This is a genomic window from Corallococcus sp. AB032C, assembly GCF_003668935.1.
Lineage (GTDB): Bacteria > Myxococcota > Myxococcia > Myxococcales > Myxococcaceae > Corallococcus > Corallococcus exiguus.
On the sequence record NZ_RAWP01000052.1, the window covers coordinates 1 to 21,582 of the forward strand.

The following is a 21,582-nucleotide window of genomic DNA, read 5'->3' on the forward strand; positions in this document are numbered from 1 at the left end:
GCGGGGGCCGGGGCCTCCGGGCCAGGGGGCTCGGAGAAGAGCAGCCGGCCCTGGTCATCCAGGACGCGGACCGCCTCCAGCGTGGGGTCCGCCTGGCGCAGCGTGCGCGCCAGCTGGGTGAAGCCGGTGAACTGCTCCAGCGCCATGCCCACGCGCAGGAACATCTCCACCGGCCCCTGGAGGATCGCGCCCTGCGCCGCGAGCCGCTCGAACTGGAGGCGGGCATCCCCGCGCCACGCCTCGCCCAGCCCCAGGGCGACGACCCCTCCGAGCGAGGCGGCCAGCACCAGGAGGAGGGCGCCAAGCCGGGCCCGGCGCAACCCGCGCCCGTGCCGGAGGGAATGGACAGACATGGTTCACTCGCGAAAGGCGGCTTCGTGTGCCGCGCCCTGTCTCCAAGGACGGCCTGGCCCCTGTCGGTGTGAACGGTTCACAAAGGCATCCATGCGCCGTCCCACGGGCATGCCCACACCCCCAATGCGTGCCTTTGCCCTGATGTCTGTTTTTGTATCAATGTCCCTGCTGGCCCCCCAGGCCCGCGCGGAAGCCCCGCCGCCGACGGGGGCCACCGTCCTCCAGAGCCGCGATGGCCGGTCCGCGCTGCGCGTGGGCATGGGCCTGCAGACGGACCTGCGGCTGACGCCCACCGACGATGGGCTCGCGAGCACCTTCTACGTCCGCCGCGCGCGCATCAACCTGTCCGGCACGCTGGCGCCCTTCGCGGACGTGCGGCTCATCACCGACGTGGGCCTGCGTGAAACGCCCCTCTACCAGGACGCATGGTTGGAATTGCGCGCCGCGCCCTGGCTGCGGCTGCGCGCGGGCCGGCTCAAGGTCCCCTTCGGCTACGAGTGGCTGGAGACCTCCTCCACCTTCCTGGACTTCGTCGAACAATCCCTCCTCTTCTCCCTGGTGCTGCCCCGGTACGACCAGGGCCTGGCGCTCCACGGAGAGTTCGCCGGCAACCGCGTGGAGTACTGGCTGGGCCTCTTCAACGAGGCGAGCAGCAAGGCGCGCGACGAGGATCGCGGGAAGATGCTGGCGGGCCGGATCGCCGTGGTGCCGGCGGAGGGCGTCTCCGTCGCGGTGAGCGCCACCCACGCGCTGGGCGACAACCTGCCGGAGGAGGCGCGCGGCAAGCTGCCCACGGGCTTCTCCTTCCTGACTGCGCCCCAGTACAAGCTGACGTACGCCACGGGCGCCACGGGCCTGTTCGTCGTTCCACCCGAATGGCGCCTGGGCGCGGACTTCGTCTCCTTCCAGGGACCCACGTCGCTGAAGGTGGAGTACGCCCGCTTCTTCTCTCCCTCGCGCGAGGGCTGGCTCACCGCCGCGGACCTGGGCAAGGAGGACCGGCGCGTGCACCTGGCGGGGCTGCGCTCGCAGGCCTTCTACGCGTCCGGCACGTGGGTGCTGACCGGCGAGAAGAAGCAGGAGCGGGGCGTGGACCCGGAGCGGCCGTTTGATCCGGGCGCGGACAAGTACGGCGCGGGCGCCTGGGAGCTGGGGCTGCGCTACGGCTTCGCGCGGCTGCGCTTCGAGGGACTGCCCGACCACGACGGGCCCTCCGAGGAGCGCCTCCAGGAGGTGACCGCCGGCCTCAACTGGTACCTCAACACCAACACCCGCTGGATGTTCAACGCCAGCCGGTACGTCTTCGACGGGGGGCGCGCGCCCTACGACGAGTTCCTCATGCGCATCCAGTGGTTCTTCTAGAGGGGAGCCGGGGCCATGAGTCTGTTCTTCAAGCTGGGGGCCGCGACTGCGGCCATCCTGTGCTTCTCCATCGCGTTGGTCGTCCTGCTCAACTTCGCCAAGTTCGAGACGACGCTCGTGGAGCTTCAGCAGTCACGGCTGCGCGTGCTGGCGCTGGACGCGAAGGCCTCCACCGAGGCGGCCATCGACCTGGGGCTGGCCCTGCCCGCCGTCCGCGACGCGCAGCAGATCCTCACCCGCGTGTCCGGCATGGACCCGGACATCCGGGGCGTCGCCATCCTCGACCGCCGGGGCACGGTGCTGTTCCAGAGCGGGCTGCACGCCACCACCCACCTGCCCGGATCCGCCCGGGAGCGGGCCGCCTGGTTCGAGGCCGCCGCCGCCGCGCACGGCGGCACCTGGAGCCATTCGGACCGCGAGGCCCTGCTGGTGGGCGCGCCCATCCTCAACCCCTTCAGTCAGCCCGTGGGGTTGGTGCTCATCGCCTATGACCGCAAGGCGTTGGATGCGCGCGCGAGCGCCTTTCTCCACACCTTCGCCCGCCAGGCGCTGTGGCCCCTGGCCATCGGCTTCTCGCTCGTCTGCGCCCTGATGTGGATGCTGCTGAGGCCGCTGGGCCAGCGCTTCCAGGCGATGGAGCAGGCCTTCCGGAACATGGACGGTCCGGTGCACACGCCCCCGGCCGACGAGGCGCTGCGTGCCTTCGACGCGCGCTACCAGGAGGCCTCCCTGGCCCTGGCCCGCGCGGAGCGCTCGCTGGAGGGCCCGGCATGAACTCCACGAACGACGGAAGTCTGTCCCGGAGCCGCATCTGGAAGGTGAGCCTGCTGCCCACGTTGCTCATCGTGGCGACGCTGGTGGCGGCGTCCATCCAGGCCTCGCGCCTGTTCGAGCAGTCATTGCGGCCGGACCTGCGCGCCAAGGCGGAGACGCTGGCCCAGACCGTGGCGCTCCAGTTCCACCGCGCCGCGGACCTGGGCATCCCGGTGAACCGGCTGGGCGCGGCGGATGCGTACCTGGATGACGCGGCCCTGGGCCACGAGGAGATCCGCTACATCGGCTTCGCCTCGCCGGACGGCCACCTGCTGTACGCGTCCAGGGACCTGAAGGCGAAGCCCGCGTCCTTCTTCGACAAGGTGCTCAAGGCCCACGCCATCGAGGAGGCGCGCGGTCTGGCGCGCCTGGACGGGGACCTGGACCTGGTCCACCCCGTGGTGTCGCGGGGGCGCGTCATCGGCCAGCTGCACCTGGGCATCGACGCGACGTACGCCGAGCAGCGGCTCCAGGAGATCCACACCGACGTCCTCATCACCCTGTTCGTGACGGCGCTGGTCACCGTGGAGGTGCTCATGGCGCTGATGGGCCTGCTGGTCATCCGGCCGCTGCGGCTGTTGCGGCGCCTGCTGGAGCTGGGCGGCGCGGGGGACTTCACGCGGCAGGCCCGGGTGCGGCTGCACGACGAGGCCACCCGCGCGCTGGCCTCCGCGGGCAGGCTGGTGCGCGGCCTCAACCGCCGGCACGCGGCGCTGGACGCACGCGCGGCGCCGGAGCTGGCGACGCTGGGCGAGCGCTTCCGCTTTGGAGACCCGAAGGCCCCCGCCGCGCTGGAGGAGCCCGGGACGAGCGACCTGCGGCTGCCGCTGTTCGTCTTCCTCTTCGGCTCGGAGCTGTCGCGCTCGTTCTGGCCGCTCTTCGTCAAGCGGCTGTACCAGCCCGGCCCCTACTTCTCCGAGAGCTTCATGGTGGCGCTGCCCATGTCGCTGTGGGTCACCGCGATGGTGGTGTGCACGCCGCTGGCGGGGCGCCTGCTCAACACCCGGAGCAGCCGCGTGGCGATGCTGGTGGGCATGGTGCCCGCGGGCCTCGGTCTGTTCATGACGGGCCTCGCCTCCAGCCTCACGGAGCTCTTCTTCTGGCGCGTCGTCACCGCGGGCGGCTACGGCATCGTGACGACCACGGCGCTCTTGCACGTGGCGCGCACGTCGAAGCAGAGCCACGGTGCGCGGAGCATGGGCGTGTTCGTGGGCGCGTCCACGGCCGCCAGCGTCTGTGGCACCGCCATCGGCGGCATCCTCGCGGACCGCATCGGCTACGCGGCGACGTTCGGGGTGGCCTCGGCGCTGGTGGGCCTGGCCATGGCGCTGGTGCTGCTGCTGGCTCCGGACCTGGGGCCCGTCCGGGCGCGGGAGGAGGGTGAGCCCCGCGCGATGGCGGCCTACCTGGGCATCCTCAAGCGCGGGCGCGTGCTGCTCTTCATCCTGCTGGCGGCCATGCCGGCGCGCCTGGTGCTGACGGGGTTCCTCTTCTACCTGACGCCCTTGCGCCTGCATGCGATGGGCTTCACGGAAGCCGCCATCGGCCGGTTGATGATGGGCTACTTCATCGTCACGGTGTTCGCCACGCCGGTGGTGTCGCTGCTGGCGGACCGCCATGGCTGGCACCGGGGGATGATGCTCGTGGGCGGCGGTCTCTCCGGGCTGGGAGTGCTGCTGTTCGCGTCGGCCGGTGGCTCGTGGCAGTTGTTGGCCGCGGTGCTGCTGGTGGGCCTGGGACAGGCGTTGGCGGCCACGCCGCTGCTCGCCAGCATCCCGCCGCTCTTCGCCGAGGAGTGCGCCGGGTTCGGCCTGGACTCGCTCCTGTCTGTCTTCCGGATGATCGAGCGGGTGGGCAGCCTCGTCGGCCCGCTGCTCGCCGCCGCGCTGCTGGGCGCCAGCGGCTTCGTGCGCAGCACCCACGCCATCGGCGTCGGGATGCTCGCGCTCACCGCGGGCCTCGCCGCCTACCTCTTCCTGCGTTCCCTTCCACCCACCACTCCCACTCCGAAAACTCCATGACCGCCATCACCCAGAACCTGTTGAAGCTGACGCCTACGCAGCGCGAGCGCCTGGACGTGTTGTTCCTCGCGCAGTACGCGCCGGACCCCGGAGCCCCGTGGCCCGAGCTGCACCCGGAGCACGGCGTGCTCCCGCGCTACAACCACGAGCTGTTCCACACGCTGACCGGACTGGGGCTGCGGTGCTCGCCGTGCCGCTCGCTGGAGGACCTGGTCCACATCCGCAGCGAACCCAACTACGTCTTCACGCTCCTCAACCGCGCGCCGGTCCGCAACTCGGAGGTCTTCACGTCGGCGTTCTGTGAATGGTTGCAGGTCCCCTACCTGGGCGCGCCGCCCAACATCCGCGCGCTGGCGGAGGACAAGCACCTCACCAAGCTGATGGCGCGCTCGCTGGGCATCCCGACGGCGCCGTGGGTGACGTGCCCGGCGGAGGGGAAGCTGCCGCCCGCGCCGGACTTCCGGGGGCCGTGGATCATCAAGCCGCGCTTCGGCGCCGCGTCCGTGGGCATCTCCGAGGACAGCATCCAGGAGACGGAGGCCGGGCTGCACGAGCGCCTGCGCCTGTTCCAGGACCTGGGCCAGGCCTGCCTCGTGGAGCAACTGGTGCCTGGCCTGGACCTGACGGTGCCGGTGCTGGGCGGCGAGGAGCCCCTGGTGCTGGGCGTCGCGGAGGAGACCTCCTCGCTGCCGCACGGCATCGTCACCCACCGGCAGAAGCGGATGCTGGAGGGCGGGCGCGAGCGCCGCATGGCGCCGCGGGGGCCGCTGGCGGAGACCCTGCGGACGTACACGCTCCGGCTGTGCGCCGCGGTGCGGGACTTCGACTACTTGCGCGTCGACTTCCGCCTGCACCGCGACACCGGCGAGCTGTTCCTCCTGGAGTTCAACATCGGCTGCAACCTGGGCAGCCACGCGGCGGTGATGTTCACCGCGCGCGACGCGGGGCTCCAGCAGGCGGACGTCATCGAGCACATCCTGCGGCACAGCCTGGATCGGCAGGGCCGGATGTGGCGGAGCGCGTCCGCCCGGACGGAGGCGGGGCGATGACGGTCCGCGCTTTCCTCGCCGCGCTCGTCTTGCTGTCGGCGGTCTCCGCCTCCGCCGCGCCGTATCGCGTCTTCATGGTCATCCACCGCACAGGCGCGGAGGCGGACCAGGGCTTCCGGGACTACCTGCTCAGCGCGGGGCTGGAGGTGGAGTTCACCGTCCGCAACATCGAAGGCGACGCGAACCGGCTGCCGGCGGTCATCCAGGAGATTCGCGCGCGGCGTCCGGACCTCATCTACGCCCAGAGCACGCTGGTGACGGAGGGGCTCGTGGGCCGGCTGGGCGACGTGGATCCCGCGCGGCACATCACCGACGTCCCGGTGGTCTTCGCCATGGTGTCGGACCCCATCGCCTCGGGGCTGGTGACGCGGCTGGAGGGCTCCGGGCGCAACCTCACCGGCGCCATCCACGTGGCCTCGCTGCCGGTGCAGCTCAAGGCCATGCAGTCGTTCATGCCGCTCAAGCGGCTGGGCGTCGCCTACAACCCGTCCGAGCCGTCCCAGCGCAACATGTTCGACAAGCTCACGCAGCTCACCGCGCAGGCGGGCATCGAACTGGTGGCGGTGCACCCGCTCGGCAAGGACGGGAAGCCGGACGCGGCGCGCCTGCCGGCGATGATGCAGGCGCTGGCGGCCCGGAGGCCGGACCTGGTGTACCTGCCTCCGGTGAACTTCTTCGCGCCGCACAGCCAGCTGCTGATGGACGAAGCGATCCGCCTGGGCCTGCCCACCTTCTGCGCCATCGAGGTGCAACTGGAGGCGGGCGGCATGATGGGTCTGGTGGCGCCCTTCTACAACGTCGGCGGCCTGGCGGGCTTCAAGGCCACGCAGATATTGCGTGAGCACCGCTCACCGGCGGAGCTGCCCGTGGAGACGCTGTCCCGCTTCTCCTTCGAGGTGAACATGCCGGCCGCGCACGCGCTGGGGCTGTACCCGCCCATGCACATCCTCAGGTACGCGCGGATTCGCGAGCGGTAGCGCGGGCCGCCTCCACGGTCCCCAGGTGCAGCAGCTCCTGCAGCAGGTCGAGCAGGAGCTGCTGTCCCAGGTCGTGGCCCACCGCATGCGAGAAGCAGTACGCCAGCCGCAGGGTGTCCCAGCGCTGCGCGAGGGTCGCGGGCGCGAGAGCGATGTCCGTCAGCCGCTGGCAAAGCGCCTCCAACGGTGAGGCTACATGGGACCCGAAGGCGATGCGGCGCAGCAGCTGGCCGGTCAGCTCCAGGAGGACGGGCGTGTCCTCCCGTGACGCGTCCAGCGCCAGCGTCTCCGCCTCCGTCAGGTGGGCCTCCAGCCCCGCCGCCAGCAGCACCGTCTCCAGGACGCGGGCATGCCGCGGGTGCGCGGACTCCGCCGCCAGCGCGACGGGGGACATGCCATCCAGGAGGCCCAGGCGCATGTCACGCGCCTGGGCCTGTGTCAGTCCCAGTTCGCGGCACAGCTGGGCCAGCGGCAGCCGCACAGGGCCTGGGTGTCCGCAGTGAGCGGTCGCGGCCCGCAGCGCCAGGCCGTAGGCCAGCAGGCGATTGGGGACGTCCGGCAATCGCACCCGCAGCGATGAGAAGAGGGCATCGCCCTCCAGCGAGGAGCCGGTCCGGCGCGCCAGGCGATCCGCGAGCAACTCGCGCCGTGGGTCGAGGACCTCCGGGTCGCCCAGCACGCCACGCCAGGCCTCCCGTTGTTTCGCCTGGGTGAGGGGGCTCTTCGTCCGGGTGACGAAGAGCACCGCGTCCAACAGCGCCAGGTCCCTTGCTTCACAAGCCTCTGAGATGTGCGTTCGGATCATGCCGCCAGGACGGCACCGGCGGCGAGGCTGTGATTCCCAGCGGAAATAAAAGAAGCCCCACGGGGCGGCTGCCCCGTGAGGCCTGTCGGAAGTCACCGGCTCCCCGCCGGGAACCACCGCATGCGTGTGATTACTTGAGGGTCCGGTTGATGCGACTCACCTCGGAGTCGTGGACCGTCACGGCGTCGAGGATGAGGTTGGCGTAGGCCTGGGCCGCGGTGGCCGGCGTCTTGTTCACCCCGTTCGGACCGTTGAGGTAGAGGTCGAGCGCGCCCACGCTGAGCTTCCACTCGTCCTTCAGTTGGGCCGGGGCCTTCTTCAGGCACTGGAGCCCGGCGTCGATGATGGTCTTGCAGTAGTCCTGCCACTGCGTGTTGCACGCCTGCCACGCCTTGTGCTGCGTGGTGGTGGAGTTGGGGGGCGGATACAGCGGGCTCCAGGACTCGCCGCGGCCCAGGTGCGTGGAGGAGGCCGGGTGGCCGGTGGCCTCCATGAAGATGCTGCAGGGGAAGCACGAGGCCAGCTTCGTCGTCTTCTTGCCCACGGCGATTTCATACGGCGTGCCGGGGTTGTAGGGCGTCTTCTTGTTCGGGCTGGTGTCGTTGACCCGCTTGTTGACGTGCACGTCGTAGATGGCCTGGATCATCCCGTGCGTGTACGCGCAGATGTCGCGGTTGCGCTGGGGCGCAGGGCCCTCGAAGTGCATGCCCTGCTGCTTGAGCCCTGGCTTCGCCGGGTCATTGTTGTCCTGCTCATTGGCGGCGCCGATCATCCCCCAGGGCTTGTCCGGGAGCGCCTCCGGGGGATGCCACCGCCGCCCGTAGGTGATGTCGAACGGCACGTTGTGCCGGAAGGTGCTCATCAAGCCGGTCTGTCCATCCGTCCGGCCATCGATGAACCCCGTGTAGGCGCCGCGGCCCTGGTAGCCCAGCTTGTCCGCGGTGTCCGCCTGGGTGGCCAGCAGGAACAGCCTGGCGGCGGTGCCGTCCGGCAGCGGCGGGTCGTAGCGGTAGGTGTCGGCGGGGTTCTTGTCGCCGGAGCCGCCGGTGATGCGGCCGCCGGTGGTCCAGATGGGCGTCTTGCCCAGCTCCACCCTCTGGTCGGGCTTGAGTCCCGACGCCTGCAGCAACTGGTTGATCTTCTGGATGGCGGAGAGGTGGGTGGGGTCCAGCGGCTTCTCCCGCAGCTCCTGCTCGGACAGCTTGTGGCCGTCCTCCACCTCGAAGTCGACCCGCGCGTGCCGCTTGTTCACGTCCGCGTTCGTGAGACGGCTCCAGGCCCACCCGAGGACCGCCGCCGTCATGATGACATCCGCGTCCTTGGCGTATTGCGTACCCGGGCTCAGGATGCCCTGCTGTTTCACCAGGCTCATCGAAGACCTCTCCCTCTGGAGCTTTGAGCGCCCGCTCCGATAGGCGTTGGAGCCAGGACGCGGAACTGGAGCCCGTTGTGAAGGAGAGGGAGGCTCAGGGCCTCAGGGGACAGCGGGCCGGGTGGGTGGCACGCACGTGCCGAGGGAGTAGGGGCGGCTGCGCGCGCACCAGTCCGGCCGGCCCGCGCCGGTCCAGGAGAGGACGAGGTCGGAGGCACCGCCTCCCTGGATGTCCCCGGGCCAGGTCTCCACGAGCTGGAGGCCCTGGTCCGCGCTCCAGCGGAACAGATCGATGGGCGGCCCTTCGCGGATGGTCGAGAGCGCGAGCGCCACCGTGTGCTCGGGGCCGCAGAGGACCCGGGGCACGTGGCGAGGGCCCTGGTAGACGGTGGAGCGATGGACCTCCGTGCCGTGCTCAAGCCACAGGTGCACCAGGTGGGAGCCCCCGAACTCCCCGGTGGCCTCAGTGTCCTTCACGAGCGGGGAGACGACGAGCTCCGCGTCGTTGCACCACTCCTTGACGCTGGTCTGGGCGGGCAGCGTCGCGCGGATCGCACCGGAGCGCGTGTCGACGAGCAGGCTGTCCCCCTGCATCACGTTCACGAGGGCCAGCTCCCCATGAGGGCTCGCCGAAGTGAAATAGACGCCCTCGATGCGCCGGGAGCCCGCCGTCATCACGGAGTCCACCCGGCAGGAGTTGTTCTCCCAGTCCAACCACTTGCAGGTCCTCACGTGGCGGACGGTGGCGGAGCCCACGGCTTCGGTGCTGTCGGACTCCAGACGCCGGCCACACGCCGCCGCGAGCAGCAGGCAGGAGAGGAGGGCGGCACGGTGGGGAAGGGGCTTGGGGCGCGGAGGCGCTCCTGGGCCTGGGACTCCGGGTTTGAGCTGGGGCGGACGCCCCGTAGGATGGAAGCCTCGTCGGTGACGGCGATTCATGGAGGAATCATGTCAAAGATGCTGAAGGGATTGTTGGCGGCGGTCCTGCTGGTGGGCTGTGGTGGCACGGAGGCGGATGTGGATTCGCCGGCCGAGTTTGCCTCCCGGGAGGACGCCATCTACGCCTGTAACGTGGGGGCCGCGCCCTATTCCCTCTGCAACGGGGGCAACGGTGTCTGCGTCTATCCTTCGGCGAGCAGCGGCACCGCGGATTGCCGCCCGAAGTGTGGCGTCGCGTGTGGAACCAGCGCCGACGAGTGTTGCATCGGGTATGCCCCCCTCAATTTCTGCGAGATGAGCCGGGGCTGCGGCGGCGGGTCGCCGGGGCCCGTCATCGACTGAGCTCCGGGGCACGTCGCGGTCCGTCTCCGCGACGTGCCTGCTCAGAGAACCGCCAGGGACGCCCCTGGCGGACCTCGGGGCAGTCCCAGCACCGGGAGCAGCGACACGAACTTCCACCACACGCGGAAGTTCGACCACTTGGCTAGACTGAATTCGAGTCATGGACAGGTTGGACGTGATGAGGCTGTTGCGTGCCAACACCGCCATCAGGAGACCTGCTCGAAGTACGACGTGATGCGTCGAAGTGGGACGAGATGCCGGGACTGTCGAAAGCCCTCCCAGAGGGCGACCCGCTCCATCCCCACGATGAGGAAGAAAAGCGAGGAACCATCGAACTGGTCCTCCTTCAAGCGTCTGCTCCAGCCTTCGAGGTCAATGCTGGAGGGGGTCGGGATTGGTTCGGGATGGGTGTGCCATTCCCCCAGGTAGAGGCAGGTGCCCCGGGACTCGGCCCATCGGGCGTCGATGACCGACTGATGCCGTGCGGGCGCGCGGTGGAATTGGAGTCGTGCACGTGAGTCTCCCTCCATGGGGGGCGTCACTTCATCGATGACGACATCGTCGCATCCCAGGATTCGGCGTCCGAGCATCACCCCGCCTGCCTCCGGCTGGTGTAGCTCCAGTTGACGGTATGGGTTGAGCCGCGAAAGAACCTCTGGGGACAGCTTCAAGACTCCGCCACCGCTGCGTTGGAACAAGAGCCCGTCCATGGAGTCAGGCGGGCTGGCAGATGAGGCAATCCTGCCGCTCGAAGCGGGCATCCTGCATCGCGAGGAACCGGGGCGTGACTGTGTGGCCTGCCTTCAGGAAGGGGCCGGGCTCGCCCTTCCAGGAGAGCAGGGTCGGCTCCGTGGCTTCCTTTCGCAGCGAGCGCAACGCCATCCGCGCCGCCAGCTCCGCAGTTCGTTGGGCATCCAGGTCCGCGAAGGGCAGATAGCTGGTTCCACACCCGAGGACGTCACGGCCGTAGCTGACGCCGGGTGTCGCGAATGCAGCTTGATTCTCAAGGGGCCCTCCCTTGATGGGACGTTCATAGAGACACTCAAGGCATCCTCGCTGACTGCCTTGCTGTCCCGGCACATGGGTCAGCAGAGTGTGCCCACCCAACCCGTACGGCTCCAGCCATGCGAAAAGCACCGGTGGATGGCCCGCATCCGTCCAGGCCCACTCGTTGAGATGGAGATCCAGGACGGGAACTCCCAAGGCGGCGATCACCAGATCGTAGGAGCGGAGCTGATCAGACTTCTCCTTGAGGTACCACTCTAGCGATTCGAAGACAGGTTCCACTTCGACGTAGGGCGTGTTCGAAAGGATCTCCGTTCCCAGGGCCTGAACCTTCGGCCAATGACGCCAGCTCCTTCCACAAACGTGCCGGTACGTGTTTTCTGGGGCGAGAATGTCCGGGTCCACCAATGTGAGACGCCCGACTCCTGCCCGAGCCAGCGCCATGGCCAGATGGCCGCCGACGGAACCACAACCCGCGATGAGCACGCTACGCCCCTGAAGGTCCAACTCGGCGCCCCCCCGAGGCAGCAGAAAGTGGCGGTCCCACCGGACGAGGTGAATGGGCTCCACCTTCGCATTCGTGGTGTCCGAGAGCAGCGGATGGCCCTGCTCAAGCTGGGTCAGATCAAGGCCAAGCAAGGCCCGGTCTTGTCCAGGCCGTTCCAGGCCCAAGACGAGCACGTGCCGTGACTTGTCGCAACGGTGGATGAGGCCAGCGAGAGCAGCCCTGCGTTCATCCGGGAGCCGCCGTGCGTACGCACGCAGCCCCGCTGGCGTCGCGAGCTCCAGGATTCGGAAGGCAGCCGCATTGCCGTCTGGAGACACCGGGAGGTAGAGGGCATTGACGGCATGCAGGCCCTCCTTGGGGTTGGACAGGCGTGAACGTGAGTAGGTCTCCGCATCATCCGCAACGGCCAGCACCTCCGTACTCGTTCGGAGCACCGACACGATTCGGGGTTCCTCCAGAACCGAGATGAGGCAGTCCAGAGCGCGGCCCGCAAGGCCCTCCCAATACGCCACGGCTTCACGCAGGAATTCCTGGCCACGGTTGCCGGTCACCTGGTCCTGGAGCATGCGGCGGACCCTGATGAGCGACTCCTCGACGATCGCCTCAGGGTCCTTCGCATCCAGCAGGGTCAGGTCCGAAGTGAAGCAGAGGGTGTTGTCCCTAAACCGGTGAGGGAGGTGAAGGGGCGGCGTGATGTCCTCAATGGAGATCAGCGGCAGGCATCGCGGGAAGTTCCAAGGCAAGCGGATGCGCAGGCGGACCATATGTCCCTCCACGCTCAACTGGCCCGAGCAGGTGGCTTCTTCGTACCCGAACTTGTTCAAGTCCGCACGCAACAAGACAGGGCCACAATCCTTGATGACCCCGCTCTGGGAAAGCCGTTCGAGCACCTGCCGGGGCTCCTCGCGATGCGGACTCATGCGGAAATGCCACCGCCGGCAACCGCGCGTCCACCGGAACTGGCGGTGCTCGACTTCTCGGGAACAGGGAACAGGGGACCGAACTCGCCGCGCAGCGTCTGGCAGGCGGTGACGGCATCCGGGTCGCGTGTCGCTTTGTCCAGCTTCTCCTTGATCTGGAGGAGTCGCTCCCGGAATGTCGTCATCTGGCCGTGGGACATCTTCATAAAGATGTCGGCGCCCGGCGCCACGGGAACAGGGACCGTGAGACGGTACAACGGGGTCCCGTCCTGCTTCGTTCCGACCACATAGAACTTGGACACCAGGGTGGCGACGAATCCACTCAAAGCCTCCAGGTCGTCACACCGGGTTCTCACGGCGAAGGCGTTGTGATTGACGCAGGGACGGAACCACTCTCCCGCCGCGACAGTCAGCCCGATCCCTGTTGGAGCATTCTGGCCGTCCGTCTTGAACTTCTCCGTCTTCCAACGCTTCAGCGCCCGGATGATGCGAAGGAACTGGTCCTGCTCCTTCCCTGTGAATCGCTTTTCCACCCAATCGATGAGGCCGTCTGGATCCGACTCCTCCCATGCTCGGTTCTTCTCATCCGCGCCGAGCTTCCCCTTGGCGATGAAGAGGCGCTTCCACGCATGATCCGGGTTGTCGTAGGCATAGACCGCGAGGTCGACATGGAAGGCCTGCTCTCCGTCGCGGGTGTACTTCACCGTGACACAAGAGCGTCGGATCTCGGTTCCCAGGTCCGTGTGGTCTTCCAGCGCCTTGGCCACCAGTTCCTTCAGGTCGACGGGGTTGGGGTAGTCCCCTTTCGCGCAGTTGAACTTCAGCCCTACGTCGATGTCGTAGTCCTGGCCCTCCGCGGGGTGGATCCCCGTCCCCATCTCGTAGCTGCCCTGATTGATGAACTCGAAGGTGGGAACCGTCTGGCCCTCTCCACGCAGCTGCGCGAAGGCCTTCCTGAGCTTATCCAGGATGACGTCCCGCTTCTGGATGAGTTCCTTGTTCTCCTTGAGCCGTGTGAGCCGGATTTCGTCGTCGAACTGCTCGAACTGTCGCTGGATGTCAGCCATGGTGGCGTTCGCTTTCTTGGGAGGGCGGATTGAACAGGGTGACGGCGGGACGTCCCTCTTTGGCGGCCTTCAAGCCCAGGCGCCATTTGTATCGAGGTGTGTCGAGGGCGTTGTAGTTGTAGGCGTAGCATTCCGGAAGGCCGGTGGATGCCAATGTCCGACCGATGTGGAAGGCAATGCTGACAGGAACAGCAGCGAAGACGTGGACGTTTGTGAGTTCGTTGCGTCCGCTGATGGTCTGCTCAATGGCCTCGCGAATGATCTTGGCGTAATCCAATACCTGAGCTTCGCTTTGAACGATGCCTTTTTGGGGAAGCGTCAATTGAAGGTGCAGGTCGAGCCGGACTTCCGACTCCGGCAAAACCTCCGCGCAGGCCGCGAATTCGACCTCGTTGGAGACGGAGATCCTGACACGCGCCGCAGAGCCTGACTCACGAGAGTCGCAAGTCACCTCAAGTTGCGGATGGGTGGCAGGCGGCTGGGTTGACCAGGTGAAGCGCTGGAGGGCCCGGTCGTGCTCAAGGACATGCACCAACCGTGTATTAGCCATGTACCCTGCCAGGAGTGCCAGGGGAACATATGGAAAGCCATAGTAGAGGATTGCGGTGCCACGTTCATCGAAGACGCTTCGGAGCGGGCCTGCCGGTGCCGCCAGTCGCTGGACCTCCTGCTCCAGGTTCGCCCATTGGCGTTCTCCAATGGCATCGTATTGGTCGATGAGGACGACGTCTGGCCTGATCTCCCGTTGAGCAAACAGCTCTGGAGCATCCGCTTCAATGGGCTTCACAGAAGTTCGACTGAGCGCCTCATGGCAGACGCGCACCAGTTCTTCGCGGGCCTCGGTCGCGGCTGGCCGAGGGGGCGGCGGATTGAATGGATGGAGTGCGGGCTCGTCTCCGCCCCGGGCGTAGAGCTGGAGGGAACGGCTGTCGCGATAGCACCCCGTCTCACGAAGGCGACGGCGTGCATCGGAGAGCGCGGTTCCCAGGTTCGCTCCGTCCACGAGCAACCGGGTATAGAGCGTGCGGGTCAGCTGGATGGAGCCGGGGCAGCTCAGCGGGAGCCGTGACGCAATGACCGCAGGCGCACCATTCGTGTGGAGCATTTGAGCAATGCTCCGCATGGGATGGGCCGGGGGGCCTGAGTCGCCACTCTGGCAAGCGCTGATCGTGAGGAGGCGGAGGGAATTGGCCTTCGCGAAAAGAAGGGTGCTCAGTTGCCGGGCATCAAGGGTTTCAGGGCCGTCCGCCGCCTCGAAGGCATTGAGTTCGATCCCATAGGTGCCGTCACCCAGCTTCTTCCCGTGGCCCAGCAGGTGCAGTGCCGTGAACGGACGAGGGCTTTGCCGGATCTTGTCGGAGAGCCGCTGCGCGGTTGCGTTGGGGAGGACATCGTTCTCTGGATCGAAGCCGAAGCGGGCGGAGGCGCACACCTCCTTGAGTGCGTGCAGGTGCTGTTCGTTGGGAACCCATCCTCCCGCGGATGACCAGGCGAAGAGGATTCGTCCCTGGGGCCGAGGCGCAGGCTCATGGCGAGGCTCACAGGCGTACTCATATTGCAGCACGCAATCATCCGTTTCGGCGAAGGGAGGCCCGTTGCCCAGGAGAAGGCGTTCCCACGGGAGGGTATACAGCTCGTCCGCGTCCTCGGCGCAAATGGTCAGATGGACGGGACGGCCTTGATGAAGTGCATTCTGGATTTGTGCCTCCACCAGGGCCCAATCCGCTGGCCTGAGGAAGTCACTCAGGGCCTTCGAGATTCGCTCGCTGGGGACGCGTTCCTCCTCATTTCGTGTGAGCGCCTCCAGGTCCTCACGGAGATGGGGCCATGGAAACGTCACGGTCCCCCCAGCGCCACGGGAGCGCTTGGCGTAGTACGCTCGTTTCTGCCAATTGAACTGTTTTTTGGACTGTCCCGTGAACTCCAGCCTGATTTCAAACGGGATGGGATTGCGAGGCATGGCGTTGTCCTGCTGTTGTGTGGTTGCCGCGACAAAAGACGCCGTGCGATGGCTTTTTGTTACCTCCGCGGTCGCTGACTCAGTGGAAGTTGGACCGCCGGGTCTCCGAGAAGCACGAAGCTCGAAAGGTCGTGGTAGAGCATCCACCGCTCGGCGTGCTCGGCGGGGCTTCCTTCATAGGCCTGCCCGGACACGCGCGCTGTCCGTTGCTGGTGATAGCTCGACGCCAAGGCCGCGCCTGTCTCGGCGACGGCCCTGAGGATGCCGGCCATGGCTGCCCCGACCCGTCTGCGTCTGGCCAGTTCCAGGATGAAGCCCGCGAAGCGCGTGAACCTGCTGCGTCCCTGGTCATTGAAGCTCTGGGTCCACGCCAGATCCACATGTCCCAGGACCGCGAGGGGACCCTCTGGATTGGACAGGGCGGCTTGCGGCATCGCGGCGATGAACGGGCGGTCCTTGTCAGGGCGCATCATGGCCTTGACGAGTTCCGCCTCCCTTGGCGCGAGATCCTGGAACCATGACGCATAGGCGCTCCGCTCCGGGGTGCCACCGCTGAAGCACGCGAAGCAGAACCAGATTCCCCCAGACAGGAAGGGGGCCGTCGCGACCTGCTCCGCGCTGAGCAATTCGCCATTGGGGAGCACCAGCGCGCCCTGGCGGGCCCGCTGTTCCTCGGCGGAGTTCCAGTCCTTTCCCCTGGGATGACCCAGCCCGTGGCTGAGCGAGAACAGCACGGACGGTTCGGCCCCTCGCGCGAACTCAAGGAATCTCGCGACGGCGGTGTCCTGACCGATGCCCCTTTCGACGCAATGCTGTGGTGGCGCCGCAGGAAGCTTGCCCACGCTCTGGAGCCGCTGGCACTCCTTCACGCTCGGCACCATCAACTGGTCGTGCCCGATCCGCGTCGCGGCGGTGTGGTCTTGCACCGTGTAAAAGAGCGTCCGTGCCCGGTCCACGTCCGACGGCGTTCGTGCCCAGCGGAGGACCTTCTCGACATAGGCCCGATAGCCATCGTCGGAAGGAAACACCAGACGACCCACGAGGGCGTTGGTGGCCATGACTTGCTGAAACGCCAGGGACACCGCATCCAGGTCACCAAGGATCAGCAGGTATCGGGGCCGGTCCTGATCCTGGCCATTCTCCGTGTCGAAGAAGCGTTCCTTCCAGCGATGGGCCGCTTCCCGGTCCAGCCCGGATGGAACCGCATAGGTCCGGACCTCTCCGCCCTGCTCCCGCTGCCGCAACTCCCGGAGCGGAGCGATGAGCGCCAGGAGTCGTTCACCCTCGGGACCACATGCATGGACGATGCCCCAACGCTGGGCCGGGAAGTCGTCCAGGTCTCCCGCGTCACTCCACAGGTATTTCGGACGTGAGAGACCCTGGATGGAAGGCGGATGGCTCAAGACCAATTCATCAAGTCCCGGGCAAAGAATGGGCGCGCGGGTGTCCGCGTGCGCGAGCAGCAGCTCGAGGGTCATGGATGGACTCGAAGTGTGGTGGGCCTACGGATTGAGGCTGGCCGGCAATTCCAGATAGCGGTCCAATACCTCTCGCGGCAGGCTTGGGCGGGCATGCAGTTCCACACGTGACTGCTCGCGCATCGTCTGCTGGATGAGTGAGCCGAGCGTTTCTTCCACGGTGCCTTTCCTGGCGAAGACCACCGTTCCGGACTCCGTCGCGACACCCAGCGCGAGGAACGTCTTGGGGTCGTCCAGGGGGAGGAGCAGGGTGCACCGCTCCGATGCCGTACCCTCGGGCCAGAGCGGGCCGGATGACTCCTCCGCGTAGTCAGGCAGCTCCTTGGGGACGAGTCCGCGCACGGGCGTGCCCGTGGGCTTCTCCACCTCATGACCCTCCCAAGGCGGGTTGGTGGCGTACTTCTCGATGAGCGCCTCTGGCAGCGGCGGCAGCTCGTAAAGCGTCACCTCCGCGCCGTCCCGGACCATCCTCTCGATGAAGGGGGCCAGGTTCGTGTCGACCCGTCCATAGCAGACGAAACAGGCCTCCCTCGGAGCGAGGGAGCCGAATGCCAGAAACTGCGTCGGCCGGGACAAGGGCATGAGATAGACGAGACGTCGCGCGGTCTCATTTCCTGGCCAGAGTTCCTGTGCCTGTGAAAACTCCAGGTCGTGTTGCGGCAGGTTCGGCGTGTCCAATGCGCTTCCTCCAGAGGGATGCAGGTGCGGGATTCACCTGGCAATCAGGACGCGCTCTGGAGCGTTTTGTTACCTGTCTTCACTCAAATAGAAGAATGCCATCGAGCCAGGGCCTGCCGCGTCCTTCGTGGCGCCAGGCTTCCCGCTCGTCGCGAAGGGCGATCGCCGCGGGCTGCCCCGCGCGCATTCGCTCCCGAACCTGATTGAAGAACGCATTGACCTCCGTATCCAGCAGGTCGATGGGGGCGGCCAGGACGCCCCGCGCCCCCGCGTCGAGGAACGCGGCGGGAATGCTCAGGGGTTCGTGCACGGCGTAGGTCGTGTGGGCAGCCTTGCACGCGGCCAGCACGACGAAAGGCGCGTACCGGAGCACGGCGGATCGCACCTGGGCCGCGTGCAGTTCGGGTCCGTCCGCGTCCTGGGCCAACAGCAGGAAGGAGGCGCTGGACCCGGCGTGGATGTCCCCGTGGGTCACCAGGTCGACCTCGGAAGCATCCTCCATCATGGCGAGCACGCGGGCCGGGGTGGCCTGGGCGCCAGAGAGCCGTACCTGTTCTTCCTCCGGACCGAAGCCGGGTTGCCAGTCATTCAACCGGGGCAGGTCCGTGCCGGGAGGTAGCGCGACTCCAGAGACCACCAGGTGCCGGGCCACGCCAGCGGGGGGCGTGCGTCGGGCTTCGGTGGTCCGCGTGAGGTAACTCCATGCGAAGTCGGAGGGGAGGATTCCGGCGCGGCCATGCAGGGGCGGGCGCGCGAGCACGTCCACCCGGGCACAGGCGCGCAGGGGCTCTAGAACGGACGCGGGGACGAGGCCGTCGAGCCGCGACGCCAGTGGCTGCCGGCGGGTGGCATCGTAATGGCCGACGAGTGTTCCCTGTGCATCCAGGGAGAGCACCAATGTGCGTTCGGAGTCGACGGTGGCGGCGAGGAGGCAGTGGGAGGGAAGCGGAGTGCCGCGCTCCCTCGCCATCAACGCCAGGGCTTGCGTGAAGTCGTTTCGATGCCCCGCGTCCATGATCAGGGACGTGAACCCGTAGGCCCACACCCGCCTGGCCGCCGGAAGCCCTTGCCTGGCGGCGGCTTCCACCTGCCGCGAAAGGTCGTTCAGCAACTCGCGACCGCGCGCCGGATCCCGCTCGATGACGAGTCGCCCCAGGGCGTGGGCGGCGGCCCAGCGCTCGCCCTTCTCCGTGGGCGGGATCGCATCGAAGGCCTTCTGGAGGTGCTCTTCGTCCTCAGGCGTGCTCCGGAGCCTCGCGACGTCCGACAGGGTGAAGGCACCACTGACGGAGAGCGGCAGTCCCGAGGCCAGCGCCAGGTCCAGTTCCGTTCTGGCTTCGTCCACTTTCAAGTGGTGCCAGGCCATGTCCGCGAGCGCCTGATGGACCCGGCGACGGGTCTCGGGGTCTGCCGGGTCACGCTCCAGGATTTCGCCATAGTAGGCACGCGAGAGTGGAGCGTCATTCACCATGCGAGCCACCTGGGCGACGTTCTGGAGCAGGGATCGCTCCAGGAACCAGTCACCGTTCCTTCGGGTGAGCAGCAGGCCCTGCTGGGCATGTCGTCGCGCGTCGTCGAGCCGGTGGAGTTGGGTGTAGAGGGTGGAGAGATCGATGTCGATCTGGGCGCAGCGGTAATCCAGGCCGGGTGAGGTGCACAGGCGCCGGGCATCCAGCAGCGTTTGGATGGCCTGGTTCCAATGGGCATGCGCCTCCACCCCCTTCTTCGCCGCGAGGCCCTGCTGTTCCGTCGCACGCGCCCGGGCCGCGGTCAGCGTGAACCAGGGGTCCCCGCTCGCGGCGGCCTTCTGTTCGAAGAGGGGCAGGTGCTGGGGAACGGCTTCCATGAGGACGAGTGCTCCCAGAAGCAGGTCGTCCTCTCCCGAGGTCTGGATCCTGGCCAGGAACTTCTCTTGCTGAGGCCGTGACAAGCGGTCGTGAACCAGCTCCGCGTAGGTCTTCGCCAAGGGACCTCGGTGCTTGAAGTCTGCTCCCGCGATCCGGGCGACATAGTCCTGGAGCACCCGTCCGCCCGCGCGAGCATCCAGCTTCCGTGCCAGAGGTTCGAATTCCAGGGCCCGGGCGCGGCTGGGGGCGGACCGGACCGCGTCGTAGAAGTAGAGGCGAGCACTGGGCCAGAGGCTGAAGTCACTGGGGAGCGTTGCCGGGTCCTTGTCCACGAGCGACCTGCCCAGGGCATCCTGGTCTTCTCGTTGCTTCCGGTCAGGCATCGTGTGCCGCAAGGTCCGCGACTTCTGGAGGGCTTCTTCCGACCAACCCGGCTCCTGCAGGTTGGCGATGTCCGTGAAGACCTTGGCCGCCATCCAAGGCAGTTGGAGTTCCCTCAGCGCCAGGGCCCGGTTCCAGAGTGCCTGGGGCATCTGGGGACGTTGCGCCAGCGCCGCGTCCGCCGCTGCCAGGGCGTCGTCGAAGGAGCCGTGGAGGAGGAGGACCGCGGCCCGGTCGGCTTCGCGTTCCGGGGACGGGGGGAGGCGATCCAGGACGGAAAGGACCCGTTTCGCGGCGGAGGGCCCTTCCCGCAGCAGCAGGGCCGTGGCCAGCTCCCGATAGTCCTTGTCCCGTTGGAGCTCGCCCAAGGCGGCGTACTCCGGAAGACTGGCGGCGGAGTTGGTCTGTGCCGCCATGGGCCTGCTGGCCAGGGGGCGGTAGCGGGCCATGGATGGATGACTGAGCCTGGGCTCTAGCGGACGCTCCGGGCCCTCCACGAGGATCGGTGGCAGTGCCGGGGATTGTCCGGGAGGCCGCCCCACCAGGAGCAGCACCACCACGAGCACCAGCGCGAACGACGTCGCGGCGAGGACCCTGGGCTGTCTCCACCAGCCGGCGGGGACGGGCGGGGCGCGCGGCGCTATTGATTCATCTGGGTCACTGACGTGCTCCCTGGCCAGGAACTTGAACTGGAGCAGGACGGGAATCTCCCGCTGACAGGCCACGCAGTCCGGCAGGTGTTGGCGAAAGTCCTCGGCCTCCTCGGGCGAAAGCTCACCGTCGACGAAGAGCGCCACATGCTCGCATGGGCTGGCCATCAATTCACCTTGTGGTGCGGGCGAAGGAGCGCACCCAACTTCGCGCGGATGTCATGGAGGCGCTTGGAGACGGTGCCCACCGGGATGCCCAGCGCCTCTGCGATATCGCGGTACTTCATGCCCTTGGCATGCAGGTTGTAAGTTTCCTGCATGGGTGGGCTCAGGGTTTCGACGGCCCTGGCGAGCTGTTCCGGGGTCACATCGTCGAGATCGGGCAGGGCCGAGTGCTTCGAGGTCGCCTCGGTCTGTTCCTTGCGAGTCGGATCCGTGAGGTGCTTCTTGCGCACCTGCTGTTTGCGGCACTGGTCGATGAAGAGGTTGCTGAGGGTCGTATTGAGCCAGGCACCGCAAGCCTTCCTGTCTGGAAGGGACCCGCTCTGGCTGAAAGTCTTGACGAAACGCAGGAGCGTCTCCTGCACGAGATCCTCGGCGTCCGTTTCGTTCCTGCAGAGATTCCTCGCCTGACTCAACAGCCAGTCGCGGTACGTCATGGCGAACTCGCCCAAGCGCTGGGCACCTGCTTCTGTCCTCACGGGCGGAAGCCTTTCCCTCTCCCTTTGGACAGAAGCAGGGAAGGAGGTGGAGCTACCTCGGGCCTGCCCCCGTTGTTCGGGAGTGGGCGTTTCCTGGGGCGGATACGCGTCGGGAGGATGGGCATCGGGTGGGGACATGGGAGCTTGCCTCCGCCACAGACGCCGAACCGCCGTTTTGTTACCTCCGCCCGCCTGATTTTCGCCTGCAGAGTTGGACCTGGAGGGTCGTTTTCCACTCCATTTGAAATGGAAACGGGCCGTGCTGGAGCACGGCCCCGCTGGTGTGGCTTCTAAAACCGTATTGCTCAACGTGCGTAGCCGAGGGCTCAGCGCGCCGCTTCGGAGGTCATCCG

General features: G+C 67.4%; 18 protein-coding genes. 6 read left to right on the forward strand and 12 right to left on the reverse strand.

The features are described 5' to 3' along the window. Positions 1–353, reverse strand: a 353-nt coding sequence (locus D7X99_RS22565; protein ID WP_147476218.1) for a hypothetical protein, incomplete at its 3' end; no start/stop codon positions are given. A 160-nt stretch (positions 354–513) separates the two neighbouring features. Here D7X99_RS22565 and D7X99_RS22570 point away from each other — a divergent pair. Genes D7X99_RS22570 through D7X99_RS22590 form a run of 5 tightly spaced genes read left to right on the forward strand, consistent with a single transcriptional unit; the run spans position 514 to position 6,576 of the window. Next, positions 514–1,716 (forward strand): OprO/OprP family phosphate-selective porin, encoded by a 1,203-nt coding sequence (locus D7X99_RS22570; protein ID WP_158627053.1) that lies wholly within the window; start codon positions 514–516, stop codon positions 1,714–1,716. Between the two features lie 15 nt (positions 1,717–1,731). After that, entirely contained in the window at positions 1,732–2,490 is a 759-nt protein-coding gene (locus D7X99_RS22575; protein WP_121779579.1) for a cache domain-containing protein, read from the forward strand. After that, a complete protein-coding gene (locus D7X99_RS22580) occupies positions 2,487–4,550 on the forward strand; it encodes an MFS transporter (protein WP_121779580.1) in 2,064 nt (687 codons plus the stop codon). The genes D7X99_RS22575 and D7X99_RS22580 overlap by 4 nt, the downstream gene beginning before the upstream one ends. Continuing rightward, on the forward strand, positions 4,547–5,599 hold the full coding sequence (locus D7X99_RS22585; protein WP_121779581.1) for a hypothetical protein: 1,053 nt from the start codon (positions 4,547–4,549) through the stop codon (positions 5,597–5,599). The genes D7X99_RS22580 and D7X99_RS22585 overlap by 4 nt, the downstream gene beginning before the upstream one ends. Next, positions 5,596–6,576: an ABC transporter substrate-binding protein gene (locus D7X99_RS22590; protein ID WP_147476219.1), complete on the forward strand. Its 981-nt coding sequence runs from the start codon at positions 5,596–5,598 to the stop codon at positions 6,574–6,576. The genes D7X99_RS22585 and D7X99_RS22590 overlap by 4 nt, the downstream gene beginning before the upstream one ends. On the opposite strand, the gene D7X99_RS22595 is transcribed toward D7X99_RS22590, so the two are convergent. The 3 genes from D7X99_RS22595 to D7X99_RS22605 all read right to left on the reverse strand — a co-directional run bounded on the left by D7X99_RS22595 (position 6,548) and on the right by D7X99_RS22605 (position 9,692). After that, on the reverse strand, positions 6,548–7,381 hold the full coding sequence (locus D7X99_RS22595; protein ID WP_147476220.1) for a hypothetical protein: 834 nt from the start codon (positions 7,379–7,381) through the stop codon (positions 6,548–6,550). The genes D7X99_RS22590 and D7X99_RS22595 overlap by 29 nt on opposite strands. Positions 7,382–7,511: 130 nt before the next feature. Next, a complete protein-coding gene (locus tag D7X99_RS22600; protein WP_121779584.1) occupies positions 7,512–8,753 on the reverse strand; it encodes a hypothetical protein in 1,242 nt (413 codons plus the stop codon). Positions 8,754–8,855: 102 nt separating this feature from the next. Beyond that, the gene (locus D7X99_RS22605; RefSeq protein ID WP_147476221.1) at positions 8,856–9,692 is read right to left on the reverse strand and encodes a hypothetical protein; all 837 of its coding nucleotides are present in this window, start codon (positions 9,690–9,692) and stop codon (positions 8,856–8,858) included. A gap of 9 nt (positions 9,693–9,701) precedes the next feature. Here D7X99_RS22605 and D7X99_RS22610 point away from each other — a divergent pair, with 9 nt between their 5' ends. Beyond that, on the forward strand, positions 9,702–10,034 hold the full coding sequence (locus D7X99_RS22610) for a hypothetical protein (protein ID WP_147476222.1): 333 nt from the start codon (positions 9,702–9,704) through the stop codon (positions 10,032–10,034). A 206-nt stretch (positions 10,035–10,240) separates the two neighbouring features. Here the strand turns inward: D7X99_RS22610 and D7X99_RS22615 are convergent, their stop codons facing one another. The 8 genes from D7X99_RS22615 to D7X99_RS22650 form a co-directional block, all read right to left on the reverse strand. Next, positions 10,241–10,705, reverse strand: a complete 465-nt coding sequence (locus tag D7X99_RS22615) for a Mov34/MPN/PAD-1 family protein (protein WP_199756362.1) — start codon at positions 10,703–10,705, stop codon at positions 10,241–10,243. 43 nt (positions 10,706–10,748) lie between these two features. Next, positions 10,749–12,467, reverse strand: a complete 1,719-nt coding sequence (locus D7X99_RS22620) for a ThiF family adenylyltransferase (protein ID WP_121779588.1) — start codon at positions 12,465–12,467, stop codon at positions 10,749–10,751. After that, positions 12,464–13,534: a nucleotidyltransferase gene (locus D7X99_RS22625; RefSeq protein WP_121779589.1), complete on the reverse strand. Its 1,071-nt coding sequence runs from the start codon at positions 13,532–13,534 to the stop codon at positions 12,464–12,466. The genes D7X99_RS22620 and D7X99_RS22625 overlap by 4 nt, the downstream gene beginning before the upstream one ends. Then, on the reverse strand, positions 13,527–15,494 hold the full coding sequence (locus tag D7X99_RS22630) for an SAVED domain-containing protein (protein WP_121779590.1): 1,968 nt from the start codon (positions 15,492–15,494) through the stop codon (positions 13,527–13,529). Before D7X99_RS22630 ends, D7X99_RS22625 begins: the two co-directional genes overlap by 8 nt. A 59-nt stretch (positions 15,495–15,553) precedes the next feature. Further along, positions 15,554–16,972, reverse strand: coding sequence for a hypothetical protein (locus D7X99_RS22635; RefSeq protein WP_121779591.1), 1,419 nt, complete (start codon positions 16,970–16,972; stop codon positions 15,554–15,556). Between the two features lie 24 nt (positions 16,973–16,996). Continuing rightward, a complete protein-coding gene (locus D7X99_RS22640) occupies positions 16,997–17,650 on the reverse strand; it encodes a hypothetical protein (RefSeq protein ID WP_147476223.1) in 654 nt (217 codons plus the stop codon). A gap of 79 nt (positions 17,651–17,729) precedes the next feature. Next, positions 17,730–20,696: a CHAT domain-containing protein gene (locus D7X99_RS22645; RefSeq protein ID WP_121779593.1), complete on the reverse strand. Its 2,967-nt coding sequence runs from the start codon at positions 20,694–20,696 to the stop codon at positions 17,730–17,732. Beyond that, positions 20,696–21,187 (reverse strand): RNA polymerase sigma factor, encoded by a 492-nt coding sequence (locus D7X99_RS22650; protein WP_158627054.1) that lies wholly within the window; start codon positions 21,185–21,187, stop codon positions 20,696–20,698. Before D7X99_RS22650 ends, D7X99_RS22645 begins: the two co-directional genes overlap by 1 nt. Positions 21,188–21,582 lie beyond the last annotated feature (395 nt).